Raw genomic sequence first — 22,968 nt, forward strand, 5'->3', positions numbered from 1 at the left:
TACGGTTTTTCCTCGTTTGTTTCACTTTTCCTTGTTTTTCGCATGTTTGGGATTGTCTCTTTTGAGGGGTTTTCAGTCTTTCGGGATGTTTTTTGACGAAAATTTAAGGTTGCTAAATGCACTTTGCACCGTTTTTAATCCCGCAGAGCCGCCAGGACGCCGAGTTTTTTACTTCCGCTTCTTCTGGAAAACCATCCCCCTAGCCCCGATAGGAGCGGAAATCCTTTTTATGGCGGGGTTCGCCGTAAAAAGATTGGAGCGCATAGCGGGAATAAGCTCCTTATTATTATTCAAATTACAAAACTTAAAACTTCGCTGCGCTCAGCATGACAAGCTCTACTTATATAGTATATATGTACAAACAACAAACCCGACAGGCTTTAGGAAGCTGTCGGGTTTTACACTATTATATATAGGTAGAAATCATTGAGATTTATTATAAAGGTATGATGTCATATGTTTTCCCTTTTTTGGCATCAAACACTATTGTGTAACCAATATTAGATTTTTGACTTTTTATATTACTATTTTTAAGTAAAAAAGGTTCTGCAGATCGCACCCTGCAAGTTCCTCCTTTATTAGATACAATTTTTACCTCACTCATTTTACCAGCGTTCCATTTGATATCCACAGTAAAATTACCTTTGGCTGTGATACCTTTTATTTCACCGTCAGTCCACGCATCTGGTAGCGCAGGAAGTAAATGTATTTCTTTATTCTGACTTTGCATTAACATTTCAATGACTCCAGCTGTTCCAGCAAAATTTCCATCTATCTGAAAAGGCGGATGGGCATCAAAAAGATTCGGATAACAACCTCCATGTCTGCTATATTCTGTATTGTTTTCTTTAGTCAATCGTAATTGATTTTTGAATAATTGATAAGCATGATTTCCATCTAGAAGTCTTGCCCACATGTTTACTTTCCAGGCCAGACTCCAACCCGTTCCGTCATCACCACGAAGCTCAAGTGTTTTCTTTGCCGCTGCCGCTAATTCTGGAGTTTTCAAAGGAGAAATCAAATTGGCCGGATGCAATGCATAAAGATGCGAAGTGTGTCTGTGATGCGGATCTTCTTCTTCAAAATCTTTATACCATTCTAACAATTGCCCTTTGCCTCCAACTTGAAACGGGAATAATTCACTTTTAGCTTTATTTATAGTTTGTCTGAACTCTAAATCGGTATTTAAAATTGTAGAAGCTTCGATTGTATTTTCAAACAAATCTTTTATAATTCCGATATCCATTGTAGAAGCGGTCGTTACGGTACCTTTCTTTTTGCCATCATAATAATAGATATTTTCTGGTGAAGTCGAAGGCATTGTCACCAAATACCCATTTTTATCTTTCTGAAGCCAATCTAAACTAAATTCTGCTGCTCCTTTTATAATTGGATATACTTTCTTTAAATATGCGATATCGCCAGTATATTCATAATGTTCCCACAAATGTCTGCTTAACCAATTGGCACCCATATACCAGTTGGCCCACATTGGATCTCCTTGTCCAAAATCACCAACAGGATTGGTCATTGCCCAAATATCTGAGTTATGATGCAAAACCCAACCATTTGCATGATAATAACTTTTGGCTGTTTCTGCTCCTGTAACCGAAACATTTTTGATGAAGTCATTTAATGGAAAAAACAATTCAGACAAGTTTCCTGATTCTACAGGCCAATAATTCATCTGCACATTAATGTTGGTCGTATAATTACTGCTCCAAGGCGCACGAAGTTTTTGGTTCCAAATTCCTTGTAAGTTTGCTGGTGCATTGTGCGTGCGTGAGCAAGAAATCAATAAATAACGTCCGTATTGAAAAAACAAGGCTTCCAATCCTGCATCTTTTTCTCCTTTTGCATATTTTTCTAATCGGATATCGGTTGGAAGATTAGCTTTACTGGTTTCTTTTTCATTTAATTTCAATGAAACTCTATTGAAGAATTTTTGAAAATCTGCTTTATGTTCTTTTAATAATGCATCGTACTTTTTAGCAACCGCTTTTTTAATCGTAGCTTCGGCAAATTTATGTTCGTCTTTTCCTTCGCTATCTGGGCATTTATCAAATCCGTTAAAACTTGTGGCTGCCGAAACAAAAAGCAGTATTTCGGATGCATTTTTAATCACTAATTTATTTCCTTCCGCAGTTACTTCACTGTCTTTTACAATTGGTTTTACAATCAATTCAAAACGCATTCCTCTACAGCCCGAAGCATCTTCATAAATAACCGGTTCTTTATTATAATCAATATAACTTGGATCAGAATGAGAAGGTGCTTTTCCTTTTAAAACCAAAGATTCATTCTCTACTAATTTTTCATTTCTTAAAAGACTTGCCGCATCAATTGTTATAGAAAGTTTCTTTACTTGATCTGCCGAAAGTTTAATGACAATACATTGCGCAGGTGCCGAGGCAAAGATTTCTCTTTTATAATTTACGCCTTCCACTTTAAAATTGGTTACCGCTAATCCGGTTTGAATGTCAAGACTTCTGTTATAAGATTCTGTTTTTTTTCCACCGAAATCCTGTTTCAAAATCAGATCTCCTAAAGGCATGAAACTTTCGCTGTAAGGCCCTTGCATGTTTTTAGTTAAGGCATTAGCTTTTTCGAAATCTTCTTTTGTTAACGCTTCTCTAATTAAAGCCAGATTCTTAAATGCATCGGGATTTACGTTTTTCTGTACAGGTCCGCCGCTCCATAAAGTAGCTTCGTTTAGTTGAATCAGTTCAGCATCAACTCTTCCAAAAACAATTGCGCCCGATGTACCATTTCCAATCGGCAATGCTTCTGTCCACTCCACAGCAGGTTTATCGTATTGCAGTTTTAAATCCTGCGCATAAACAGAAAACCCAAGAATTACAGAAATAAATACAAAAGCCTTTTTAAAGAAATGATGAAGCATATATTTTTAATTAATAATTTATAATGGACAATTTGCAATTAATTAGTTCATTTTCAATTTTAAAACCGTTACCGAATAAGCAGGAAGATTTAAATCTTGTTTTCCTTTTGTAATTTTGTATTCGCTTTGTTTTGGAGTAATTTTTTTCGGATCTGCAAATGTATTTTCGTCTTGTGTACTTGCACTTGCCAATCTAATCAAAGTTCCTTTTGAACCTAATTTCGTTCCTTTCAAATCAATATTTACTTCTTGACTTGTTGCCGCTGTATTGACCAATTTCACAATGATTTCTTTGCTGTTCACATCTTTTACGGCCGATGCGTACAAATCATTCTGACCAATTAAAGCTTTTCCGTCTTTTGTAATATTTAAAAGATCTGTTCCTTTATTGGTTGAAAACAATTGTTGTACATAATAATTGGCAGAACCATATGATTGTAAATTATTAAACCAAATCATGTCTGGTGTCCATTGCCAAGCCTCTTCATGAGCCATCAAAGGTGCATAAGAAGTTAGCTGAACCACTTCTGCATTTCTTTCTAAACCTGTCATAAAAGCAGCTTCAGAAAATGCACATTCCCAGTTATTTCTGTTGTTCGGATTAGCGCCAGAAACACTTTGTGCAGCATATTCTCCTGCAAATATTTTCGGCCCTTTTCTATCATAATTATCGTAACGTCCTGCGTTTTCTCTAAACCATTTCGGACTTTCGTAATAATGTTCGTCTACCAATTCTGCATTGAGTTTTTTAAGCTCTTTCATTGCATAGTCAAAATGCTCGCCTTTTGGAGAAGGTCCGCTTCCTGATACAATGATAATATTTGGATATTTTGCTTTTATCGCTTGTTCAAAAACTTTATATCTTTCAATATATGCAGGTCCCCATTGTTCATTTCCAACTCCGATATATTTTAAATTGAACGGTTTTGGATGTCCCATATCCGAACGGATTTTCCCCCAATTTGTAGTAACCGCACCATTAGCAAATTCAATCAAATCTAAAGCATCTTGAATATAAGGATCCAATTCGTCCATCGGAGCCAATTCTCCAGTATTGTATTGACATGCCATTCCACAACTTAAAATTGGAAGCGGTTCTGCACCAATATCTTCTGAAAGCTGGAAATATTCGTAAAATCCTAATCCGAAACTTTGAAAATAATCTGGAGTTTGTTTGTGGTTGAATTCTACATTCCAACGGTTCATCATTGTTTTTCTTTCTTCTACATTTCCAACCGATTTTTTCCATTGGTAACGATCAGATAGCGTTCTTCCTTCGACAATACAACCACCCGGAAAACGTAAAAATCCTGGTTTCACATCATCTAAAAGTTGAACTAAATCTTTTCTCAATCCGTTTTTTCTACCTTTCCAAGTATCTTCAGGAAATAAAGAAATCATATCTAAATCGATAATTCCATTTCCTTCAAAAGTCAATTTTAGTTTTGCTTTTGCTTCTGTTTGTGTACCAATAATTTGTGCAGAATAATTTGTCCATTGATCCGATTTTGGAACAATGCTCGTTTCTCCAATTACTTTTTGGTCTTTGTCTATTAACTGAATGATGATTTTTTTGATTGCTCCATTATGATTTGCCGCTTTTAAGGAAAGATTGTATTTTGCATCTTTCTTTACTCCCATTCCTCTGAAGCCTTCATTTATTAAAGTATAACCTTTGTCATTGTATATTTCTACTCTGCAAAAATTAGTATTATTAGCCGCTAATTTCATTGGCGAAGCGCTTCCTGATTCTTGGTTCATCGAAGATCTTTTGGTGTTTGGTTGTTCCCATCCCATCAAAGGTTTATCGAATTCGAACGATCTGTTTTTAATCATTTCGGCATACAATCCTCCATCTGCCGCAAAGTTGATGTCTTCAAAAAACAAACCGAACATCGTTGGCTGAATTTTAGTAACTGTTTTGGAAGCATCAACTTCCAAGGTCGTTTTTTGAGCATTTACACAAATACCGCTAAATAATAAACCTCCTATGATTATTCTAGAAATTACGTTTTTTTTCATTGTACTATTTTATATTGAGAATATACTTGCAATATATTAATTAATCCTTTTAAAGTCTATCTTGAAAGTTCCAAAAGTGTAACACTATTAGGGCTTATCGTGACTTTTATCTTTTTAAATTCTCTATTCGCTTATATTACTTTTTAACTGCCTCATATTTATTTGGAAAAGCTGCTTCTCCATCTAAATTAACTACTTTCAAAACATCAACATTTTTGCTTTCTACGGCATATTTAAAATATTCTGGTTTGTTTTTTCCCCATTGAACGGTACAATTCTGAACTTTTATACTTTCTGCCGTATCAAAATAAAATCCTGAAGTACTTCCTTTTACAAAACCTTCCACATTTGCAGGGCGTCTGTCATATAATCCGCCAGGAAAAGAAGTCGTTTTATCCATAAAAACACTTACGTTTTCAAAAACAATATTCTTGATTTTATCTTTAGATTCTCCGCTTACAAACACACCATTTTCTCCTGTACATTGAATATTATTGAAATAAATATTTTTAATTTCTCCTACTTTTCCCTCTGTTGCGCCTTTTGGAAAACGCCAATTCGCATCTTTATGATTCCCTTTTGCTCTGCTGAAAGCCGTTACATAAATTGGTTCTGCTTTTCCCCACCAAGTATCGGTGTTCAATTTGCTTTCGATAATAATGTTAGAAAAAATAACATCGCTTACTGTTCCTTCATCTCTGTTCTGAATTCCTAAAGCACGATTGCTGTTTTTAATGATACAATTATTAAAAACGACTTGTCTGATTGCATCCATATTTTCTGAACCAATTTTAATCGCACAACTGCTGCTCGTCATTGTACAATTGGTTACTGTAATATTTTCGCAAGCACCAAATTCTTCAAACTCTCTTCTGTTTTTCAGACAAATACAATCGTCACCACTTTCGATATAACAATCGCTGATTCTAACATTTTTAGAATGATCCAAATCGATTCCATCGCTGTTGCGCACTTTCAGACTGTTTAATAAAGTAATTCCACTGATGACAACATCATTGCAGCCAATTAAATGAACGGTCCAATAAGCTGAATTTCCGATATGAACATCTTTAATTCTAATATTTTTTCCTCCAATAATCGTCAAAACGTGAGGTCTTGGATCTAATACATTAAAAGGTTTCAAAATATAAGCATCATCTTCTTCTGCTCCCATGAAAGAAATTCCGTTTCCGTCTATTTTTCCGCTTCCGCTAATGGTAAAATCCTCGATATTTTCGCCACCAATCCAAATGGTTCCTTCTCCCGGATTGGTTCTAAAAGCACTTTTTGTATATAGTTTTTCATCTGGACTTGCCAATAATTTAGCGCCTGCTTCGATATGCAAATCGACTTTTGATTTCACATCAATTGGTCCAGATAGAAAGGTAAATGGTGCCGGAATCAAAACTCTTCCGCCCGTTTTAGTACAGGCATCAATTGCTTTTTGAATAGCAACTGCATCGTTGGTTTTTCCGTCTCCTTTTGCTCCGTATTTTTTAACGTCGTAAATCTTTTGTGCTGAAACAGTTAGGGAAATACAGAAAATAAGTAACGTGATTATGGATTTCTTTTTCATTATATTTTGTTTTAATCTTTATTTTGAATCTCGCAAAGTCGTTTTTTTTTGTTTCACGCAGATTTAAAAGGATTTGAGCAGATCACGCAGATATTTTATAAAAAAATCTAATCAAATCTGCCTCAATCTGCTTTATCTGCGTGAAACAAAAAACTTTTTGCCTTAGCGCCTTTATGGCCAACTCTCAATGAGCAGGTAATTCAAATTTATTTTGTTCTGGTTCTATTTTTCTTTTTAAAGCTTCAGTGTCCAAATTGCTTGACAAAACATCTTTAAAAACAATCTGATTGCTTTTATCTGATGGAATATCAATTTTTTTCATGGTTAGATTTTTAACATCATCAAAAACAAAAGCGGGACGGAAATCTTCTTTTTCTAAAATCAATTTAATGTTCTTCATTTCGATTCCGTTGACGTGGCGAACGTAAAATCCCCAAGAAGGCAATTCTCCAAACATGGTAAATTCAGGATAACCTTTTATATTTTCTTTTACATCTTTTAATCGGCTTAACGGATGATATGCCATTCCTTTTGAAGCTCTTCCTGGATATACGATTTCAATGTTTTCTAAAGTCACGTTTTCGATCAAATGTCCCGGAATTCCAGCAATCGAAGCAGGAAACGGATTGTGGAAATAATCGACTTCTGGTCCACGCATATCGTAATCAATATCAGGTCGGCCAAACGGAATTTGTGCTTTTACATTTTTAACCGACACATTTTTGATGTAACCTGGTTTATCTCCGTTTCTATGACCCAAACGAATCAATATTGCATTTCCAGTATTTACAGCTGTTATATCAGAAACTTTGATGTTTTCTATTTCTGCTCCATCCACAGATTCAATGGCGACTGCCGATCTGAAAGTGTCAAAAACTTTGATGTTTTCAATCGTTACATTTTTGAAACTTCCATAAGAACCTGTTCCAAATTTTACGGCATTGGCACTCGATCTTATGGTACAATTTCCGATATAAATATTATTGTTGTGTAATCCCGGTTCTTCAGATTTTAAACAGATTCCATCATCTGCGGCATTTACATTGCAGTTTGTGATTCGAACATTTTCGCAGCCGTCAACGTCGATTCCGTCATTATTCCAATAGGCTCTGCTTTCCACTTTCATAAAATCAATTAGAATGTTTTTGCATTCTCTAAAACACTGCACCCAACCTGGACTGTTTTTTAATGTAATATGAGTCATGGTAATCGAATCACATTTTACAAACGAAATCAATTTTCCTCTACCATCTTCTGGACGCATTCTTCTGTAATTGTACTTTGGATCAATTCGAACTCCTGTATGATGCAGACTGTCGATTGCCAAAGCCAATTCTCGTCCTTGTCCGTCTATAATTCCTTTTCCGTTTACGGCAATATTTTTGGAGTCATTTGCAATAATCAAAGCTCTAATGCCTTCATATTTTGGATAATCATCTGCATTTGTACTACCTAATAAAACTGCTCCATCTTCAAAAAACAATTCTACATTATTTTTTAAAACAATACTTCCTGATAGAAAAGTTCCTTTAGAAAAAACAACTTTTCCGCCATTGTTTTTATTAGCCGCATCAATTGCTTTTTGAATGGCTTTTGTATTTAATGTTTTACCATCGCCAACGGCACCGTATTTTTTAATATCAAAAACCTTTTGCGCCGAAACAGTCAGCGAAAGGCAAAAAATAATTAAGGTAATTATAGAGTTCTTCATGTTTTTATTTTTTTAATATCGCAAAGGCGCAGAGTCGCAAAGTTTGTTTAAAATCATAAGAAAAAACTTTGCGCCTTCGCGTCTTTGCGAGCAATAAATTATAAGCTTTTCAAAATTTTACCAGAAAACCGTGTACAAAGCCACTAAAACTCCACTGATAATAAAAGAGCCAATAATAAATTCTGATGAAACTTTAAACATCGATTTATCTACTTCAATTTCATGTGTTTTAGATTCTTCATCTGAAACTGGACTTGCCAAACTAATTCCAATCATTATAAATACGATAATGAAGAAAACGATCGTCATTCTATCTAAAAAAGGATAATCTGGGAAAGCACCTTCTGTCCACATTGGAAGAAACTTCAAAACTGCGGCAAGTGGCACGGTTAATAATGCCCCTGCCAATCCAGCTGCTGGAGTTGTTTTTTTCCAGAACATTCCCAACAAGAAAATCGCCAAAACTCCTGGTGAAAAGAACCCAACATATTCCTGAATAAATTGATATGCTTGATCTAATGATTTTAATGCCGGAGCTACAAAAGCGGCGATAATCATACAAACTACAACACACCATCTTCCTGTGCGAACTAATTTCTTTTCTGATGCCTGTGAATTGAAATATTTTTTATAGATATCTAAAGAAAAAATCGTCGAAATACTATTTGCTTTTCCTGCCAAAGAAGCTACAATTGCTGCAGTTAAAGCTGCTAACGCCACTCCTTTTAATCCTGCAGGAAGTAAATTCATTAAAGTTGGATACGCATGATCTGGTTTTAAAACACCTGCTGCATCCACCATTTCCTGTTGAAACATTCCGTTTTCGTGCATTACAAACATGGCGATCCCTGGTAAAACAGCAATAATTGGAACTAAAAGTTTTAGAAAAGCAGCAAATAAAATTCCTTTACGTGCGGTTTTTAAATCGGCTCCTAAAGCTCTTTGAACTATATATTGGTTGCATCCCCAATACGCCAGATTATTAATTAACATTCCGCCAACCAAAACCGACATTCCCGGCAATTCAGTGTAATGTGGATTGGATTCGTCTAAAATCATATGCAAATGTCCAGGCGCTTCATCAGCAATAATCGAAAGTGCTTTTAGAATATCTTTTCCAAAACCAAATTGATCTGAAAGTAAGGTTAAAGCTAAATAAGTTGTCACTAATCCACCGAGAATTAAAACGATAACTTGAAACATATCGGTATATCCAATTACTTTCATTCCGCCTAAAGTTACGATTACTGAGAACAAACTCAAACCAATAACGCAAAACTGAAAACTTACAGGCGCAATCGAAGAAATAGCCAAAGCTCCCAAATAAATAATGGAAGTAAGATTAACGAATACATAAATTAAAAGCCAAATAATAGCCATAATAGTACTTACCGTTCCGCTATATCTTTTGGCTAAAAACTGTGGCATCGTGAATATTTTATTTTTCAGATAAACTGGTAAAATAAACATCGCCACGATAATCAATGTTGCAGCCGACATCCATTCGTAAGAAGCAATTGCCAATCCGATAGCGAAACCCGAACCGCTCATTCCGATAAAATGTTCTGCTGAAATATTGGAAGCGATTAAAGAAGCTCCAATTGCCCACCAAGTAAGCGATCCTTCGGCTAGGAAATATTCGTTAGAACTTGTTGCTGCATTTTTTTTGCTTCTATAAATATACATTCCATAGGCGGTTACTATGACAAAGTAAATAAAGAAGACAATGTAATCTGCGGTTTGTAATACATTCATAATAGTGTGGTTATGTGTGGTTAGATAGTAAAATGTATTTTAAAATTTGATTGGTATCAAATCTTGAGAAACCATTTCTTTTTATATAAAAAGTACAGTAAAATGAGCTGTACGACGGTAACGGATAATGCGGCAAAAAAAGGCTGCCAATCAATCGGCGTAAAATTTATTAGTCCGCCGAAAACGTACTCTGCGGTGTGTTTAAAATCGACTAAACCTTCTGCGGCGATATAAATTAGAATAGAATTTGAACCGATTAGAATTAATGGAAATGCCCATTTATGAAAACCAAACAAATCGATAATCACATAAAAAAAGACAAAAAATAAAATACTAAATCCACCAACAAAACAAACAAAAGAACTGGTCCACAAATGTTTATTGATTGGAAAATTGATATCCCAAATTAAACCAGCAATAATCAAAACAACAGCTGTTAAAGTCATTAAAAGCAACTTTACATTTATTGAAAATGGACATTTTGCTTTTAAAAATGTTCCGATAAAAACACCCAACAAAGCTGTAGCAATTGCAGGAATTGTTGAAAATATTCCTTCAGGATCATAAACGGTACTATGCAATCTTCCAGGCAAAAACAAACGATCAATGTAACCTTCTAGCGAACCTTCTTTGGTTAAAACTCCTGCTCCAAAATGGGGAACTGGAATCCATTTCATTGCCACGTAATACCCAATTATAATCCCAAAAAACCAGATTAATTGTTTTTTAAAATCAAAATTCAAAAAGATGATTCCGGCAAAAAACCAAGCCAATCCGATTCTCCCTAAAACACTCGCAAAACGCGTTTGATCAAAACCGTCAAAGCGCAATAATCCATTTACCACAAATCCTAGAACCAATAAAATGCAGGTTCTTCGTAACATCGATATGTATATTTTTCGCTTTTCGTCTTTTGGTAAATCATTTGGAGATTTTACTCCTGCCAATTTCATTTTCTTTTCAAAAGAATACGGCATTGAAACTCCGGCAACAAATAGAAACACTGGAAAAATCATATCATAGAAGGTAATACCGTTCCATTCCGCATGATGCAGTTGCGATGACATCCAGACAAAAACGGGAATTGGAGCCGCTTTAGCCAGAGCATGAACAATATGTTCGCCGCTCATAATCCAAAACATCACAAATCCGCGCAGTGCATCTAAAGAAATTAATCTTCCACTTGTAGTGTTACTCATTTTAGTCTTCAGTTTTGGTTTAGTTTTTCAGTCACAGTCGCAGTTTTCAGTTCTAACTATGACTGAAAACCGAAACTGAAAACCGAACTTATTTAAGTTAAAGTGGTTTAATGATAAATCCGTAGCTGTATTCGCTTTGGGTTAAAGTGTATTGTTCGTGTGGTGGCAATCCCCAGCTGTTGTCACCTCCTAATCCGCGTTGGGTTAAGTCGACACAAACAACCACTTCATTTCTTGGAGTAATATCGCTGGAGTGAATGTTCTTTTTAGAAATTCCGCCATCAAAATCACTCGGATAGTTATTTAAAGTACTCATACCTAAAGCTTGCAGACCTTTTATTTCCAAGCCATTTCCATTATTGCTTGACAATTTAAACCAGCGTATATCCGTCTTGTATCCATTTTCTTGTGGGCGTGTATAAGGCACATATTGGTCTGCAACTTTACTAGTATAAATTCCTTTAAATGAAGAAGTTTTTCTGTCAGGATAATTTTCTAATGGTCCTCTTCCGTAATAATCCAGATTCTCTAGTGTATTTTTTAAAGTGAAAATCATTCCGAAACGCGGTAATTCTGGCAACGGATTATTTCCTTTTTTATAAGAAGCCTGAATCTCTAAAGCGCCATTATTTCCTAATGCGTATTTAATTGTATAATCAGAAGCAACATCGTTCAGTTTTAATTTCGCAATGATATATTTCTTGCCGTTTTCTTCTGTTTGCTGAATACTTTCTAACGAAGTATTTTTTCCAGCCGTTCTCCAAATATTCGTTCTAATCTGCATTTTATTTCCAATGTCATTATCGGTTGGCGCTCTCCAGAAATTCGGCTCCGGATATTGTTTGAAATATTCTTCGCCTTTTAAACTGTAATACGAAATCAATCCCGTCTTCTTGCTGATTTTTACGATAACATTATCAGAACTCAATACAAATTGTTCGTTTTCATCTTGAACTTTTGCTGTACTTGCTTTCTCTATTTTAACGAAATATTTACCGTCTTCAATTACAAATTGTTCTTTCGCAATTTCGAAGTTCTGAGGCAATAATTCTGAACCTGTTTTCGTATTCGCAAAAACATTCAATACATATTCTGTTCCTTCTTTTGATTCTAATTTTGGCAAATCAATTTTGAACTGTTTTTTAGATTTTGGTTCTAAAGCAATATTCAAAGTTCCTTCTTTAATTACTTTTCCATTTTCTAAAACTTCATATCTAAAATTGTATTTGTTCAGATTCGTAAATCCAAAATCGTTATTGATTTCGATAATTCCGTTTTTGAGATCAACCGCTTTGAATAAAATATCCTGATAGACTTTTTTTACTTCAAAAGCTCCCGGATGTGGTTTTCTGTCAGGAAAAACCAAACCGTTATGACTGAAATTTTCATCGTTTAAATAATTCTGACTTCCCAAATCTCCGCCGTAAGCCCAGTATTTTCTTCCTGCTTCATCAGTAGCTTCAAATCCTTGATCTACCCAATCCCAGATAAATCCACCTTGCATGTTTTTGCTTCCGCGAATGATATCCCAGTATTCTTGGAAATTTCCACTGCTGTTTCCCATTGCATGCGAATACTCACACATGATATACGGACGACTTACTTCTTTTCTTGCAGCATATTCTTTCATGTATTCAATCGTTGGGTACATTGGGCAAACTATATCTGTGTTTTCGTTTTCTTTGGCTTGTTCAAACTGAACCAAACGACTATTATCTCTCTTTTTGATCCATTTGTACGCTTCATGAAAAACAGGTCCGTTCGCACTTTCATTACCTAATGACCAGATAATGACAGATGGCATATTTTTATCTCTTTCGACAAGGCTGTAAATTCTGTCCAAATGTGCTTCTCTCCATTCTGGAAGATGACCAGGATTCGTATTTGGATTCATCCAAATTAACGGTTGACCTTCTACTCCCATTCCGTGGCTTTCGATATTGGCTTCATCCACCAAAAACAAACCGTATTTATTACACAATTTTACCCATAAAATATTGTTCGGATAATGACTGCAACGAACGGAATTAATATTCAGTTGTTTCATCATTTTGATGTCTTTCATCATTGTCGCTTCGTCCTGATAATGACCCGTTTCTGGATTATGTTCGTGAATATTAACACCATGAACCATTAATCGCACTCCGTTTACCAATAATTGGCTTCCTTTTAATTCTACTTTTCTGAATCCGATTTGTGTTCCAACGGTTTCTACAATTTCTCCTTTTGCATTTTTTAAAGTCAAAACCAAAGTGTATAAATTAGGCGTTTCGCTACTCCATAATTTTGGACTTGATACATTTTGAGAGAAATTTAAAGTCTGAGTTTTTGAAGCTTCTAAATTGACATTCACTTCTTTTACAAATACATTTTTTCCAGATGCATCAACCAATTTTGCAACCAATTTTTGGTTGTTGATTGAAGTCGTTGCCAGATTTTTTAAACTCACATCCACATTCAGACTTCCGTTTTTGTATTTGGCATCTAAATCTGGTTTGGCAAAAAAGTCTGAAATGCGAACATTGTCTGTACTGTACAAATACACATTTCTATCAATTCCAGAAAGTCGCCACATATCTTGATCTTCCAGATATGAACCATCGCTCCATCTGTAAACTTCTATGGCAACATCATTTTTTCCAGGTTTTAAATATTTAGAAATATCAAATTCTGCTGGACTTTTAGTGTTTTCTGTATAACCAACTTTTTGTCCGTTTACCCAAATGTACATGGCTGAAGTTCCTGCTTCGAAATGCAGAAAAACATGTCTACCTTTCCAGTTTTCTGGCAGCACAAAATCTCTTTTATAAGATCCAACCGGATTGTCCCAATGATTGATAAATGGCGGATTTTTTTCGAAAGGATACGTAATATTCGTGTAAATTGGCACACCATATCCGTTCAACTCCCAGTTTGAAGGCACTTGAAGCTCTTTCCAATGCGACGTACTGAAATCCGTTTTATAAAAATCTTTTGGGCGCTCGTCTGGTGTTGGCGACCAAGAAAATTTCCATTTTCCGTTTAAAGAAAAATACCACGGTGAGTTTTCATATTTATCCATAATAACAGAACTTTCATCTGCATAAGGAAGAAAAGCAGCGCGGGCTGGTTCTCTATTAATTTGAAATACCTCTGGATTTTCCCAATCGTTACGGTCTTTTTCCTGAGCCGAAACAACTGCAACACAAAGTTGTAATAGGCTTATAAAAAATATTTTGATTTTGGTTATCTGCATTATTTTGGTTTTTAGATAGCTGGCAATTATTTTTCTAACACATAGAAACATAGTTTTTCTTTGTATTAAAAGACATAAACATTTATTACAAAAAACATAGCTATGTGTGGGAAACTAGTTTCTCTAATTAATGTTTTTTATGCTCAAAAGAAAAATCTATGTTTCTATGTGTTTAAATAAAATTTTAAAACTTCAATTTTTCTGGCAAATATTTAGCAACTAATTCTTTATAATAAGGAAGTAGTGCCTGAACATCTGGTTTTACTGGAGCTTTTGTATACAAATCGTACGGATTGAATTTTCGAACCCAGTCAAACATTTCGATGTCTTTCTCATTCATTAAATGTGCGTAAGCATTTTCTTTATGCTGCGAATAAAATGAATGGTAGCGAATCATGTATAAAGCTGGATCCGGAAGATAATCTTTCATAATCTGATACAGATATTCATCGTGCCCCCAACTCATTTTCACCTTATCCAATCCGCAGTTTTCGGTGTAAACACCAAATTTGGTATTGAATCTTTCGTCTGTAAAATCTGGATTTTCTTTAAAAAATTCTGAGTAAACAATTTTATCTGAATATGCACATCCAACTGGAAATGTATCTCCTACAACCGCCCACTGTGGTTCTCCAAACAGACATAAAACTTTACCTAGATCGTGAATAAAACCTGTCAATACAAACCAATCTGGGTGACCATCTGCACGAATGGCTTCTGAAGTCTGCAAAAGGTGTTGTGTTTGGTCTAAGTCAATATCCGGGTCACTGTCGTCTACAAGCGTGTTTAAAAACTCAACAGCTTCCCAGATTGACATTTCTTTTCTATTAAATTGCAGAAAGTCTTGCTCTTTACTGCATACAAAATCATAAGTCTGATAGGTGTGGTTTATTCTATAAAACTCTTTAACTGTTTCTACTCTTTCCGAATCGACATAGTTTCTGAATTCTTCTTTTTGCTTTTCTTTTACCTCTTCATTTTCTTCAGATGGATCTGGATATCGCATTAACAAATCGTCTTCCCACTCATCTAAATTATTCAACGGATTGTCTGTGTCTATATGCTTTTTCATAATGGTAATAGTTAAAAGTTACAAGACAAAAATAGAATTACATCTCTTTTTCAAAATGGATTAATACATCAAAAACATGGATAAATTCGATTATTGTAGGATTTTTATATATTAAAAAGGATAAAATACTGTTTTTGTCATTTCGACATAACCTAAGGTTTCAACCTTTGGAACGCTCAGAATGACATCCCTTGTGTACCCAAGGTTGAAACCTTGGGCTATATTTTAATATTACTGCTAAAATCTTTGTGGAGTAATTTGTGGAGATTCCTCATTCCTCGGAATGACAAACAGTACGTAAAAAAAACTTTGTCAAAGTTTAAAACTTTGACAAAGATCTAATCCAATAGAAATTTGTGTGAATTTGTGAAATTCGTGGCAAAGAAAGAATCCCTTTAATCAATTTAATCTGTGGCAAAAAAACTAATTAATCAGCTTACTTGGCGGGAAACCAAACTGCTTTTTAAAACAACGACTGAAATACAACGGATCATTAAACCCAACTAAATCAGTTACTTCAGAAACATTGTATTTCTTCGTTTTGAGCAGTTCTGCTGATTTTTTCAAACGAATGGTTCTAATAAACTCATTAGGAGCCAAATCTGTTAGTTCTTTTATTTTTCTGTATAATTTAGAAGAACTCACACCCAGTTTATCACAAAGAAAATCGGTTGAAAGATCAACATCACTTAAATGATCGTTGATTAAATTGGTTATTTTCTCCATAAACTCTTCATCAATTGGAGAATGTGTAAGCATACTTATTTTGCTTTCTACTTCTCCTGAGAATTTCTGTTTGAGTTCAAGCCTCGATTTGATGATATTTTCAATAACCGTCTTAAGCAACAAAGGTTCAAAAGGTTTTGCTAAATAACCATCAGCTCCCATTTCATAACCTTTAACTTTGTCCATGTTTTCACCAAGTGCGGTCAACATTACAACCGGAATATGACTAATAAATTCATCATTTTTAAGTTCACGCACAAATTCTAAACCGTCCATAACTGGCATCATAACGTCTGCAACACATAAAATCGGTTTAATTTGACGACAAATTCTCAAACCTTCCTCTCCATTTTCTGCATCATAAACTTTATAATAATCCGATAAATAGTCAACAAGGTATTTCCTCAATTCACTATTGTCCTCAATCACCAATATTTTTTCTTTCATATCAGTGTTTTGAATGATTTTCTTAGCCGCTTTTTCTGGAATAAGCATACTTAGATTATCATTTTTCAAAGCATATTCAAACACTTCTTTATGTTCGTAAGAAGCACGATCAATCGGAATTTCAACTCTAAACGTACTTCCTTTTCCAGCCGTACTTTCTACAGAAATAATTCCTTTATGAATTGACACTAGAGATTTTACCAACGAAAGACCAATTCCCGATCCTGTGTTATTGTCTTTGCTGTTTGAAGCCTGGTAAAAACGTTTGAAGATTTTATCCATACTTTTTAACGGAATACCAATTCCGTCATCAACGACCTCTATCACTAAAATATCTTCAACGGTATCTTTCAGTCTGATATACAAATCGACATTCCCATTTTTATTGGTAAACTTCAAAGCATTCGACAATAAATTATATAGAATTTTGTCGTACTTATCATTATCCAACCAGCCGTTTATTTCATCATCTTCAGAAATAAAATTGAGCTTAATCTTTTTGTTATAAGCCATTTCTTTAAATGAATCAAAAATATTTTTAGAGTACGATAAAATATCGGTTTTAGTCACTTTTAGTTTTAGTTCACCCGATTGCGCTTTTCTAAAATCTAAGACCTGATTTACAAGATTCAATAATCTGCTGGCATTTTGATAAATCAGATTGTATCTGCTTTTTTCGTAATCTGTAGCATGGCTATTTTCGTCTAAAAGCTGTTTTGCAGGACCTAAAATCAGCGTTAAAGGTGTTCTTAACTCATGAGAAATATTGGTAAAAAAACGTAATTTTTCATTGTTCAATTTAACATCATGCTCTCTGTTTACCTTTTCTGTAAGCAATTCTTGTTTTAAACGAATACGGTTTTTGATTTCTTTTCTAATGAAATAAAAGATTCCAAACAAAATCGCAAAAAATAGTAGAAACGAAGTTGGCGTTAACCAAAATGGCGGTAAGATTTTTATTTTATAAGAAACCGTTTTACTCCAATATCCGTCGCTGTTGCTAGATCTTATTTTAAACACATAATTTCCAGGATAAAGGTTCGTATACTGCACAATTCTGGATGTACTATTTGCTGTAATCCAATGTTTGTCAAAACCTTCTAGCATATACTGAAACTTATTAAGCTTTTCATTTGCAAATGACGGTGCCGAAAACTGAATCGAAAAGTTGCGGTTTTTATGGCTTAATTCGATTTCATTACCATAATTCAAATCTTTAGAAAGCGGAATTTCTCCGTTGATTTCCATTTCTGGAAAAACTTCTTCGTTCTGAATTTTAAATTCGGAAATAACAGGCAATGGTGACCAATTATTTCTTTTCATTGTAGGAGGAGAAAAAGAAATAATTCCGTTTTTTCCACCTAAAAATATATTCGAATTATTAAAAAGAAAAAAACCGCTTGAACTAAAAACATCTAGTCTGTTTCCGCTGTTTACATGATAAATACTAATATCTTTTAAATTCGATTTAACAAAAGCAATATTATTGTTATTGATATTAAGCCATAAATTTCCATTGGCATCTGATAAAATATCTGTAATCCATTTTCCTGAAAGTTCTTTAAGATTTTTTACCGGTTCAAATTCATTAATTCTCGGATTGTACAAACACAGACCAAAACGCGTCGAAGCCCATATTTTACCTTTTTGATCTACTAAAACGTCACTTACGTTTTCATCATGAGGCACTCCTTTCTCTTTGATAAAAAGTGACGAATAAGTATCAATCTTTCCTGAATTGATATTGTATTTTACAACTCCAGTTTCAGTAGCAAACCAAACATTATTTTTAGCATCTCTTTCTATAGCATTAATCTGAAAACCAGGTAAAAGTTCGCTTGAAGTCTGGACTTGTAATGTTTTAGTATTCAGGATAACTGCACCTTCACCAAAAGATCCTACAATCATTAAATCATTTCCTATTTTACTAAAAGCAAAAACAGGCGATTTCTCAAATCCAACTTTAATTTCTCTGGACGAATTTGTAGCATAATTGTAAACCAGAACATTTCCATCCCAAAGACCACAGTAAAAAATTCTTCCATCATCAGAATAAATGCTGGCAATGTCTTTTCCAGTATTGTGTAATGGTGTCGAACCTTTTGTATTGGAAAGATAAAGTCCGTTGTGATAAGTTGCTACAATAATTTTCTCATCGTAAGTTTTGGCAAAACCTCTAATACGAGGCGCTTGATTGCCAATAGATCTTGAGATATCTTTATTTAAAGTAAACTGATTTTCGTATGGATCGTATTTGTCCAATCCGTCTTCAGTTCCAATCCATAAAACGCCGGATTTATCAAAGTAAAGTGATGAAATTAGGTTATCGACAAGAGAAGTATCATCAGACAAAATAGAATAATACCATTTGTAATTTCCTTTCTGAATGTCTTCCAGTTGATCACAAACTAAAAGTCCACCTAAAGTTCCAACCCAATATTTACCATCAGGAGCACGCGCAACGGAAAGAAAATACGGACCTAAAGCGCCTCTAACTTGTTTGTTTTCAATATATAAATTAACAAACTGATTAGTCGTTTTATTCAATTTATACAAACCTTCACGAGTTCCAACAAAAATATCTGATTTAGCATCTTCGTAAATGAAGTTGATATACGGATTCTTTATATTCGAGTTGGGCACAGAAAGCGTGTAATTGTTAATTCTAACAATTGCCCCTTTTGAATCCATCGTAATTCTTGCGACAGAAGATTTTTCATAACTTCCAATCCAGACGTTTCCTTTTTTATCTTCAAAAATTTCTTTGACGTATTCAAAACCTTTTAGCTTAATTTTCTCGAATCGGTTTTCCTTCAAAAAGAACAAATAAATTCCTTTTGTTTTTGTACCTACCCAGACTCTTTCGAATTTATCAACATAAACCGATCTGACTTCATCATCTGGCAAACTGTTTGGATCATCTTTTTTATGGAAAAAAGTAGTAAAAACATGTGTATCCATCTTGAAAAGCGTCAAACCTTTTCTCGTTCCAATCCACAAAAAGTTGTTTTTTTCGTCCAGTTCTAAAGCTGTGATATCATCATTGTATAATTTATTTTTTCCAGGCGTAGAACTCATGTAGTTTTTAAACTGATAACCGTCAAAACGATTTAAACCAGAGAATGTTCCAAACCACATAAAACCCTTTTTATCCTGCACAATATGGCGTACGGAATTATGAGACAATCCGTTATTATCATTATAATGCGCAAATTTTATATTCTGTGAATGTGAATAATAAAATGCCGCAAAGAATAAGAATAGAATAAAGGTTTTTTGTTTCATGGAAATAAATTATAAATGCAATTTAATCTTTTTGATTTAATAAATATCAAAATTATTTAACAGATAAATTATCAATTTTACTGTTTTTCAAATCAATCAGAAAGTGATCGGAAGGTTCACCATTCATGGTTTTACGAAATATATCTGCCCACAAAATCAGTTTTGGATCACCGGACTTTTTTAACTGCTTACAAATCAATTCGTACTGTTGTAATTTCTTCTTTCCAATTTCAGAAAAAGCCAATTCATCAGCATTTTTTAATCGGTAGAAATCGAAAATCATATCGAAACCTGTCCAAGACTCAAAATCAGAAAGTGTTAGCGAATTCTCTTTCAAATCTTCCTTTACGTCTTGCGCTTTTTTATTCATTTCTAATAAATCCCTGCCGGAAAGTCTTTCAATTGATTTTAAGAAATCAACTGGAAAATCTTCAGGCAAGAATCTTAAACGAACTAACTCTTTTAAATGCCAATTGGTAAACTCTTTATAATCTTTAGCTTTAAGTATTGCTTTATCCCAAATCGTATTGCTTTTAATATCTTTCAAGTGTGCATATTCTTCTTCATAAAAAGGAAACAAACTATCAAATTTTTCCACTTTGCCTACAACAATTGTTTCTACTTCAAGTTTATAATCAGAATGAATCGTCAATATTTTGTAAGCTGGCATATAAGCCGCAAGTGAAGGCGTTTGAATATTGAAAAGCGTATTCCCTTTTGCTGTTGTTCGAATACCTGTGTCGTTGATGTGCATGTGTCCACCAAAGTGAATCTGAATTCCGGCATCGGCAAATTGCTGCGCTACCTCTTCATCTGGAACTCTTTGCAATTGCATTTTATTAGCACCAAAAAGCTGTTTTAATTCGGGTGAAGCATCATCATTAAATTCAACCATCGGATAATGACTAAAAGCAATCAATATTTTTCCTTTTTGTTTCGCTTCCGCGGAAACCTTTTTGACCCAATTAGTTAAATGACTTTTATAAATTAGAACGTTATTATAACCTGTATTGGCTCCCGAAAAATCTTTTGGATTATTCAGTTCACCTGATAATTTCTCATTAGGAACATACGCATTCGCATCAATTGCCAAAAGCCAGATTCCTTTTATCGGTTCGACCAAATAACTTGCATCGGGAAGATGCAAATTGGTGTTTTTAATTACATACGTTCTTTTTTCTAAAGCAGATTCTTTTAGTGCTTTTTTAAAGTTATAATCTTGATAATTGTAGTTTGAAAATGGGGTTTCCCAATATAAATCGGTCTTTTTGGGAAAGAAGCCAAAATCACGCATTTCCTGAATCGTTTCTTTGTAACCCCAGTTTTTTATGTCGGCTGTAATGATGGGTTCTAGTTCCGTTTTACTTTTATCAAAATTGTTTGGTGAACTGCTGATAATCTGTTCTTTTCCGTCTTTTCCTAAAAAATCGGTTTTAACAGCATCTTGTGCAAAAGGCCTTACTACATCATGATTTCCTGTAGTAACAAAGAATGAAAGTCCGTATTTTTGTGAATATTCATTAAGAATTTTTCGCAATCCGCGAACGTGGACAGGCTGTCCATCATCGCTGAAATCACCTGGAAGTACGACTTGTTTTATGCCTCTTTTTACGATGTCATTTAAAGCTTCTAAAAAAGCAAAATAGTTTTCGTTGAAAATTCTCGTAGAATGCAATTGAGCATTCATCGTTCTGATATTGGCATATTCGCCTGTTACTGGATTCGGAATTCCCTGATAACTATTATCGTCAAATTTTGCATAAATATCTTGTAAATGAGCATCGGCTATAAAAGCAATCTGAGTTTCTTTTTTAACGTTCTGTTGCGATTTGCAAGAATTTAAAGAAAATAAAATTAAAAATATAGCCGATATTCTAAACATGTATTTTGTTTTTAATTTTATGATTACCCGTTCTTTGTCCTATTTTTAAAAATAGAAAACCTGTAAAATCAGACGCGGATTAAACAAATTCGCTAATGCGAAGACGCGGATAAAAACGGAGTTTTATTAATCTTTTTAAAAATATAAATAGATTATCCGTTTTTATCCGCGTCTTTACGAAGTAAATCTGTTTAATCCGCGTCCGTACTTAACGGATAGTTCAATTATTTTTTAATAAATGCTTCCAATTTATCTAAAGTGTTTAATTCTGTTTCTCTTGCACTCGAAGATATAATTGAAGTTTCTAAGCTTTTTGCAGGTTTTGAAATCAATAAATATTGTGTTCCGTCGTCTTTAGTTGTTTCATAATCTTTCGGATTGTACATAATTGCAGCTCCAACTTCAACAATTTCAGCAGCTACATCTTCTGGGTGTTTTCCCCAAACTGCTATGTAATTCGTTCCTTTTTTAGTGGCACAATCTTTAAAGTAATTTACTCCTGTTGCAAATTGTACTTTTTCTCCGTTTAAAGAAACTGCTTCCACTTTTGCTTCTCTTTTACCAGAAAACACCGTAACGCGAACCAAAATATCAACTTTTTTTCCTTTGTATGGAACGCCTCTCGAAATCATTTCCATCCAAGAAGTATTTTCTGTTTTTCCAACACGAGCCAAACGATTCGTTACCGGATTCAAAGGCACTACTTTTTCGCCATCCCAAAGTTTTACACCACCTAAACCTACGGTAGATGCAACTTTATAATAATCAGCTCCCCATCCTTCTTTTTGTTGTTGCGGCGTCGGGTACCAATTTGCTTTTCTTAATTCTAAACCTGGTTTTGCTTTAGAATACACATCGATTGCAACTTTATTACTAAAGTAAATTCGCAACGCCATCCATTCATTTTCAACTGCAGGTCCGTGATGTCCGATCGTTTTATATAAATCTCCTGACTCTGAGCCAATATCTGTCAGATATGTAATTTTATCAGACTTCATATACAAACTGGTGTCTGTATTATTTTGCCCGAAACAAATGCAGCTAAAAAGTAAAGAGGTTACGATAGATAATTTCATAATTTAAATATTATAGTTTAAGTGTAATTCCTGTAAATTTAAAAACAACTTTCAACAATCTACCAAGAATTCTGCCTAAT

11 protein-coding genes are annotated in these 22,968 nt (G+C 34.2%); all 11 read right to left on the bottom strand.

The genetic code is table 11. The features are described 5' to 3' along the window. Window positions 1–436: 436 nt before the first annotated feature. On the bottom strand, window positions 437–2,902 hold the full coding sequence (locus tag K6T82_RS21890; RefSeq protein WP_223710684.1) for a glycoside hydrolase family 95 protein: 2,466 nt from the start codon (window positions 2,900–2,902) through the stop codon (window positions 437–439). A gap of 42 nt (window positions 2,903–2,944) precedes the next feature. Next, window positions 2,945–4,924, bottom strand: coding sequence for an alpha-L-arabinofuranosidase C-terminal domain-containing protein (locus tag K6T82_RS21895; RefSeq protein ID WP_223710686.1), 1,980 nt, complete (start codon window positions 4,922–4,924; stop codon window positions 2,945–2,947). Window positions 4,925–5,060: 136 nt separating this feature from the next. Then, complete coding sequence (locus K6T82_RS21900) at window positions 5,061–6,500, bottom strand: glycoside hydrolase family 28 protein (protein WP_223710689.1); 1,440 nt, start codon at window positions 6,498–6,500, stop codon at window positions 5,061–5,063. Window positions 6,501–6,684: 184 nt separating this feature from the next. Beyond that, the gene (locus tag K6T82_RS21905; protein WP_223710691.1) at window positions 6,685–8,211 is read right to left on the bottom strand and encodes a glycoside hydrolase family 28 protein; all 1,527 of its coding nucleotides are present in this window, start codon (window positions 8,209–8,211) and stop codon (window positions 6,685–6,687) included. A gap of 117 nt (window positions 8,212–8,328) precedes the next feature. Further along, on the bottom strand, window positions 8,329–9,966 hold the full coding sequence (locus K6T82_RS21910; RefSeq protein WP_223710693.1) for a sodium/sugar symporter: 1,638 nt from the start codon (window positions 9,964–9,966) through the stop codon (window positions 8,329–8,331). A gap of 56 nt (window positions 9,967–10,022) precedes the next feature. After that, window positions 10,023–11,165, bottom strand: coding sequence for an acyltransferase family protein (locus K6T82_RS21915; RefSeq protein WP_223710697.1), 1,143 nt, complete (start codon window positions 11,163–11,165; stop codon window positions 10,023–10,025). A gap of 97 nt (window positions 11,166–11,262) precedes the next feature. Continuing rightward, on the bottom strand, window positions 11,263–14,400 hold the full coding sequence (lacZ, locus tag K6T82_RS21920) for a beta-galactosidase, LacZ type (protein ID WP_223710700.1): 3,138 nt from the start codon (window positions 14,398–14,400) through the stop codon (window positions 11,263–11,265). A 184-nt stretch (window positions 14,401–14,584) separates the two neighbouring features. Next, complete coding sequence (locus K6T82_RS21925; protein ID WP_223710702.1) at window positions 14,585–15,472, bottom strand: inositol oxygenase family protein; 888 nt, start codon at window positions 15,470–15,472, stop codon at window positions 14,585–14,587. Between the two features lie 423 nt (window positions 15,473–15,895). Then, the gene (locus tag K6T82_RS21930) at window positions 15,896–19,930 is read right to left on the bottom strand and encodes a hybrid sensor histidine kinase/response regulator transcription factor (protein ID WP_223710705.1); all 4,035 of its coding nucleotides are present in this window, start codon (window positions 19,928–19,930) and stop codon (window positions 15,896–15,898) included. A 52-nt stretch (window positions 19,931–19,982) separates the two neighbouring features. Continuing rightward, entirely contained in the window at window positions 19,983–21,812 is a 1,830-nt protein-coding gene (locus tag K6T82_RS21935; protein WP_223710708.1) for a metallophosphoesterase family protein, read from the bottom strand. A gap of 224 nt (window positions 21,813–22,036) precedes the next feature. Further along, window positions 22,037–22,888: a DUF4861 family protein gene (locus K6T82_RS21940; RefSeq protein ID WP_223710711.1), complete on the bottom strand. Its 852-nt coding sequence runs from the start codon at window positions 22,886–22,888 to the stop codon at window positions 22,037–22,039. Window positions 22,889–22,968 lie beyond the last annotated feature (80 nt).

Origin of the sequence: Flavobacterium potami (genome assembly GCF_020026915.1) — a bacterium.
Classification (GTDB): Bacteria; Bacteroidota; Bacteroidia; order Flavobacteriales; family Flavobacteriaceae; genus Flavobacterium; species Flavobacterium potami.

What these genes read in the sequence shown, in the direction of transcription:
- K6T82_RS21915 (WP_223710697.1), bottom strand. Translation starts at nt 11,165, where the DNA reads ATGAGTAACACTACAAGTGGAAGATTAATTTCTTTAGATGCACTGCGC.
- K6T82_RS21905 (WP_223710691.1), bottom strand. Translation starts at nt 8,211, where the DNA reads ATGAAGAACTCTATAATTACCTTAATTATTTTTTGCCTTTCGCTGACT.
- K6T82_RS21910 (WP_223710693.1), bottom strand. Translation starts at nt 9,966, where the DNA reads ATGAATGTATTACAAACCGCAGATTACATTGTCTTCTTTATTTACTTT.
- K6T82_RS21925 (WP_223710702.1), bottom strand. Translation starts at nt 15,472, where the DNA reads ATGAAAAAGCATATAGACACAGACAATCCGTTGAATAATTTAGATGAG.
- K6T82_RS21900 (WP_223710689.1), bottom strand. Translation starts at nt 6,500, where the DNA reads ATGAAAAAGAAATCCATAATCACGTTACTTATTTTCTGTATTTCCCTA.
- K6T82_RS21935 (WP_223710708.1), bottom strand. Translation starts at nt 21,812, where the DNA reads ATGTTTAGAATATCGGCTATATTTTTAATTTTATTTTCTTTAAATTCT.
- K6T82_RS21895 (WP_223710686.1), bottom strand. Translation starts at nt 4,924, where the DNA reads ATGAAAAAAAACGTAATTTCTAGAATAATCATAGGAGGTTTATTATTT.
- lacZ (WP_223710700.1), bottom strand. Translation starts at nt 14,400, where the DNA reads ATGCAGATAACCAAAATCAAAATATTTTTTATAAGCCTATTACAACTT.
- K6T82_RS21930 (WP_223710705.1), bottom strand. Translation starts at nt 19,930, where the DNA reads ATGAAACAAAAAACCTTTATTCTATTCTTATTCTTTGCGGCATTTTAT.
- K6T82_RS21940 (WP_223710711.1), bottom strand. Translation starts at nt 22,888, where the DNA reads ATGAAATTATCTATCGTAACCTCTTTACTTTTTAGCTGCATTTGTTTC.
- K6T82_RS21890 (WP_223710684.1), bottom strand. Translation starts at nt 2,902, where the DNA reads ATGCTTCATCATTTCTTTAAAAAGGCTTTTGTATTTATTTCTGTAATT.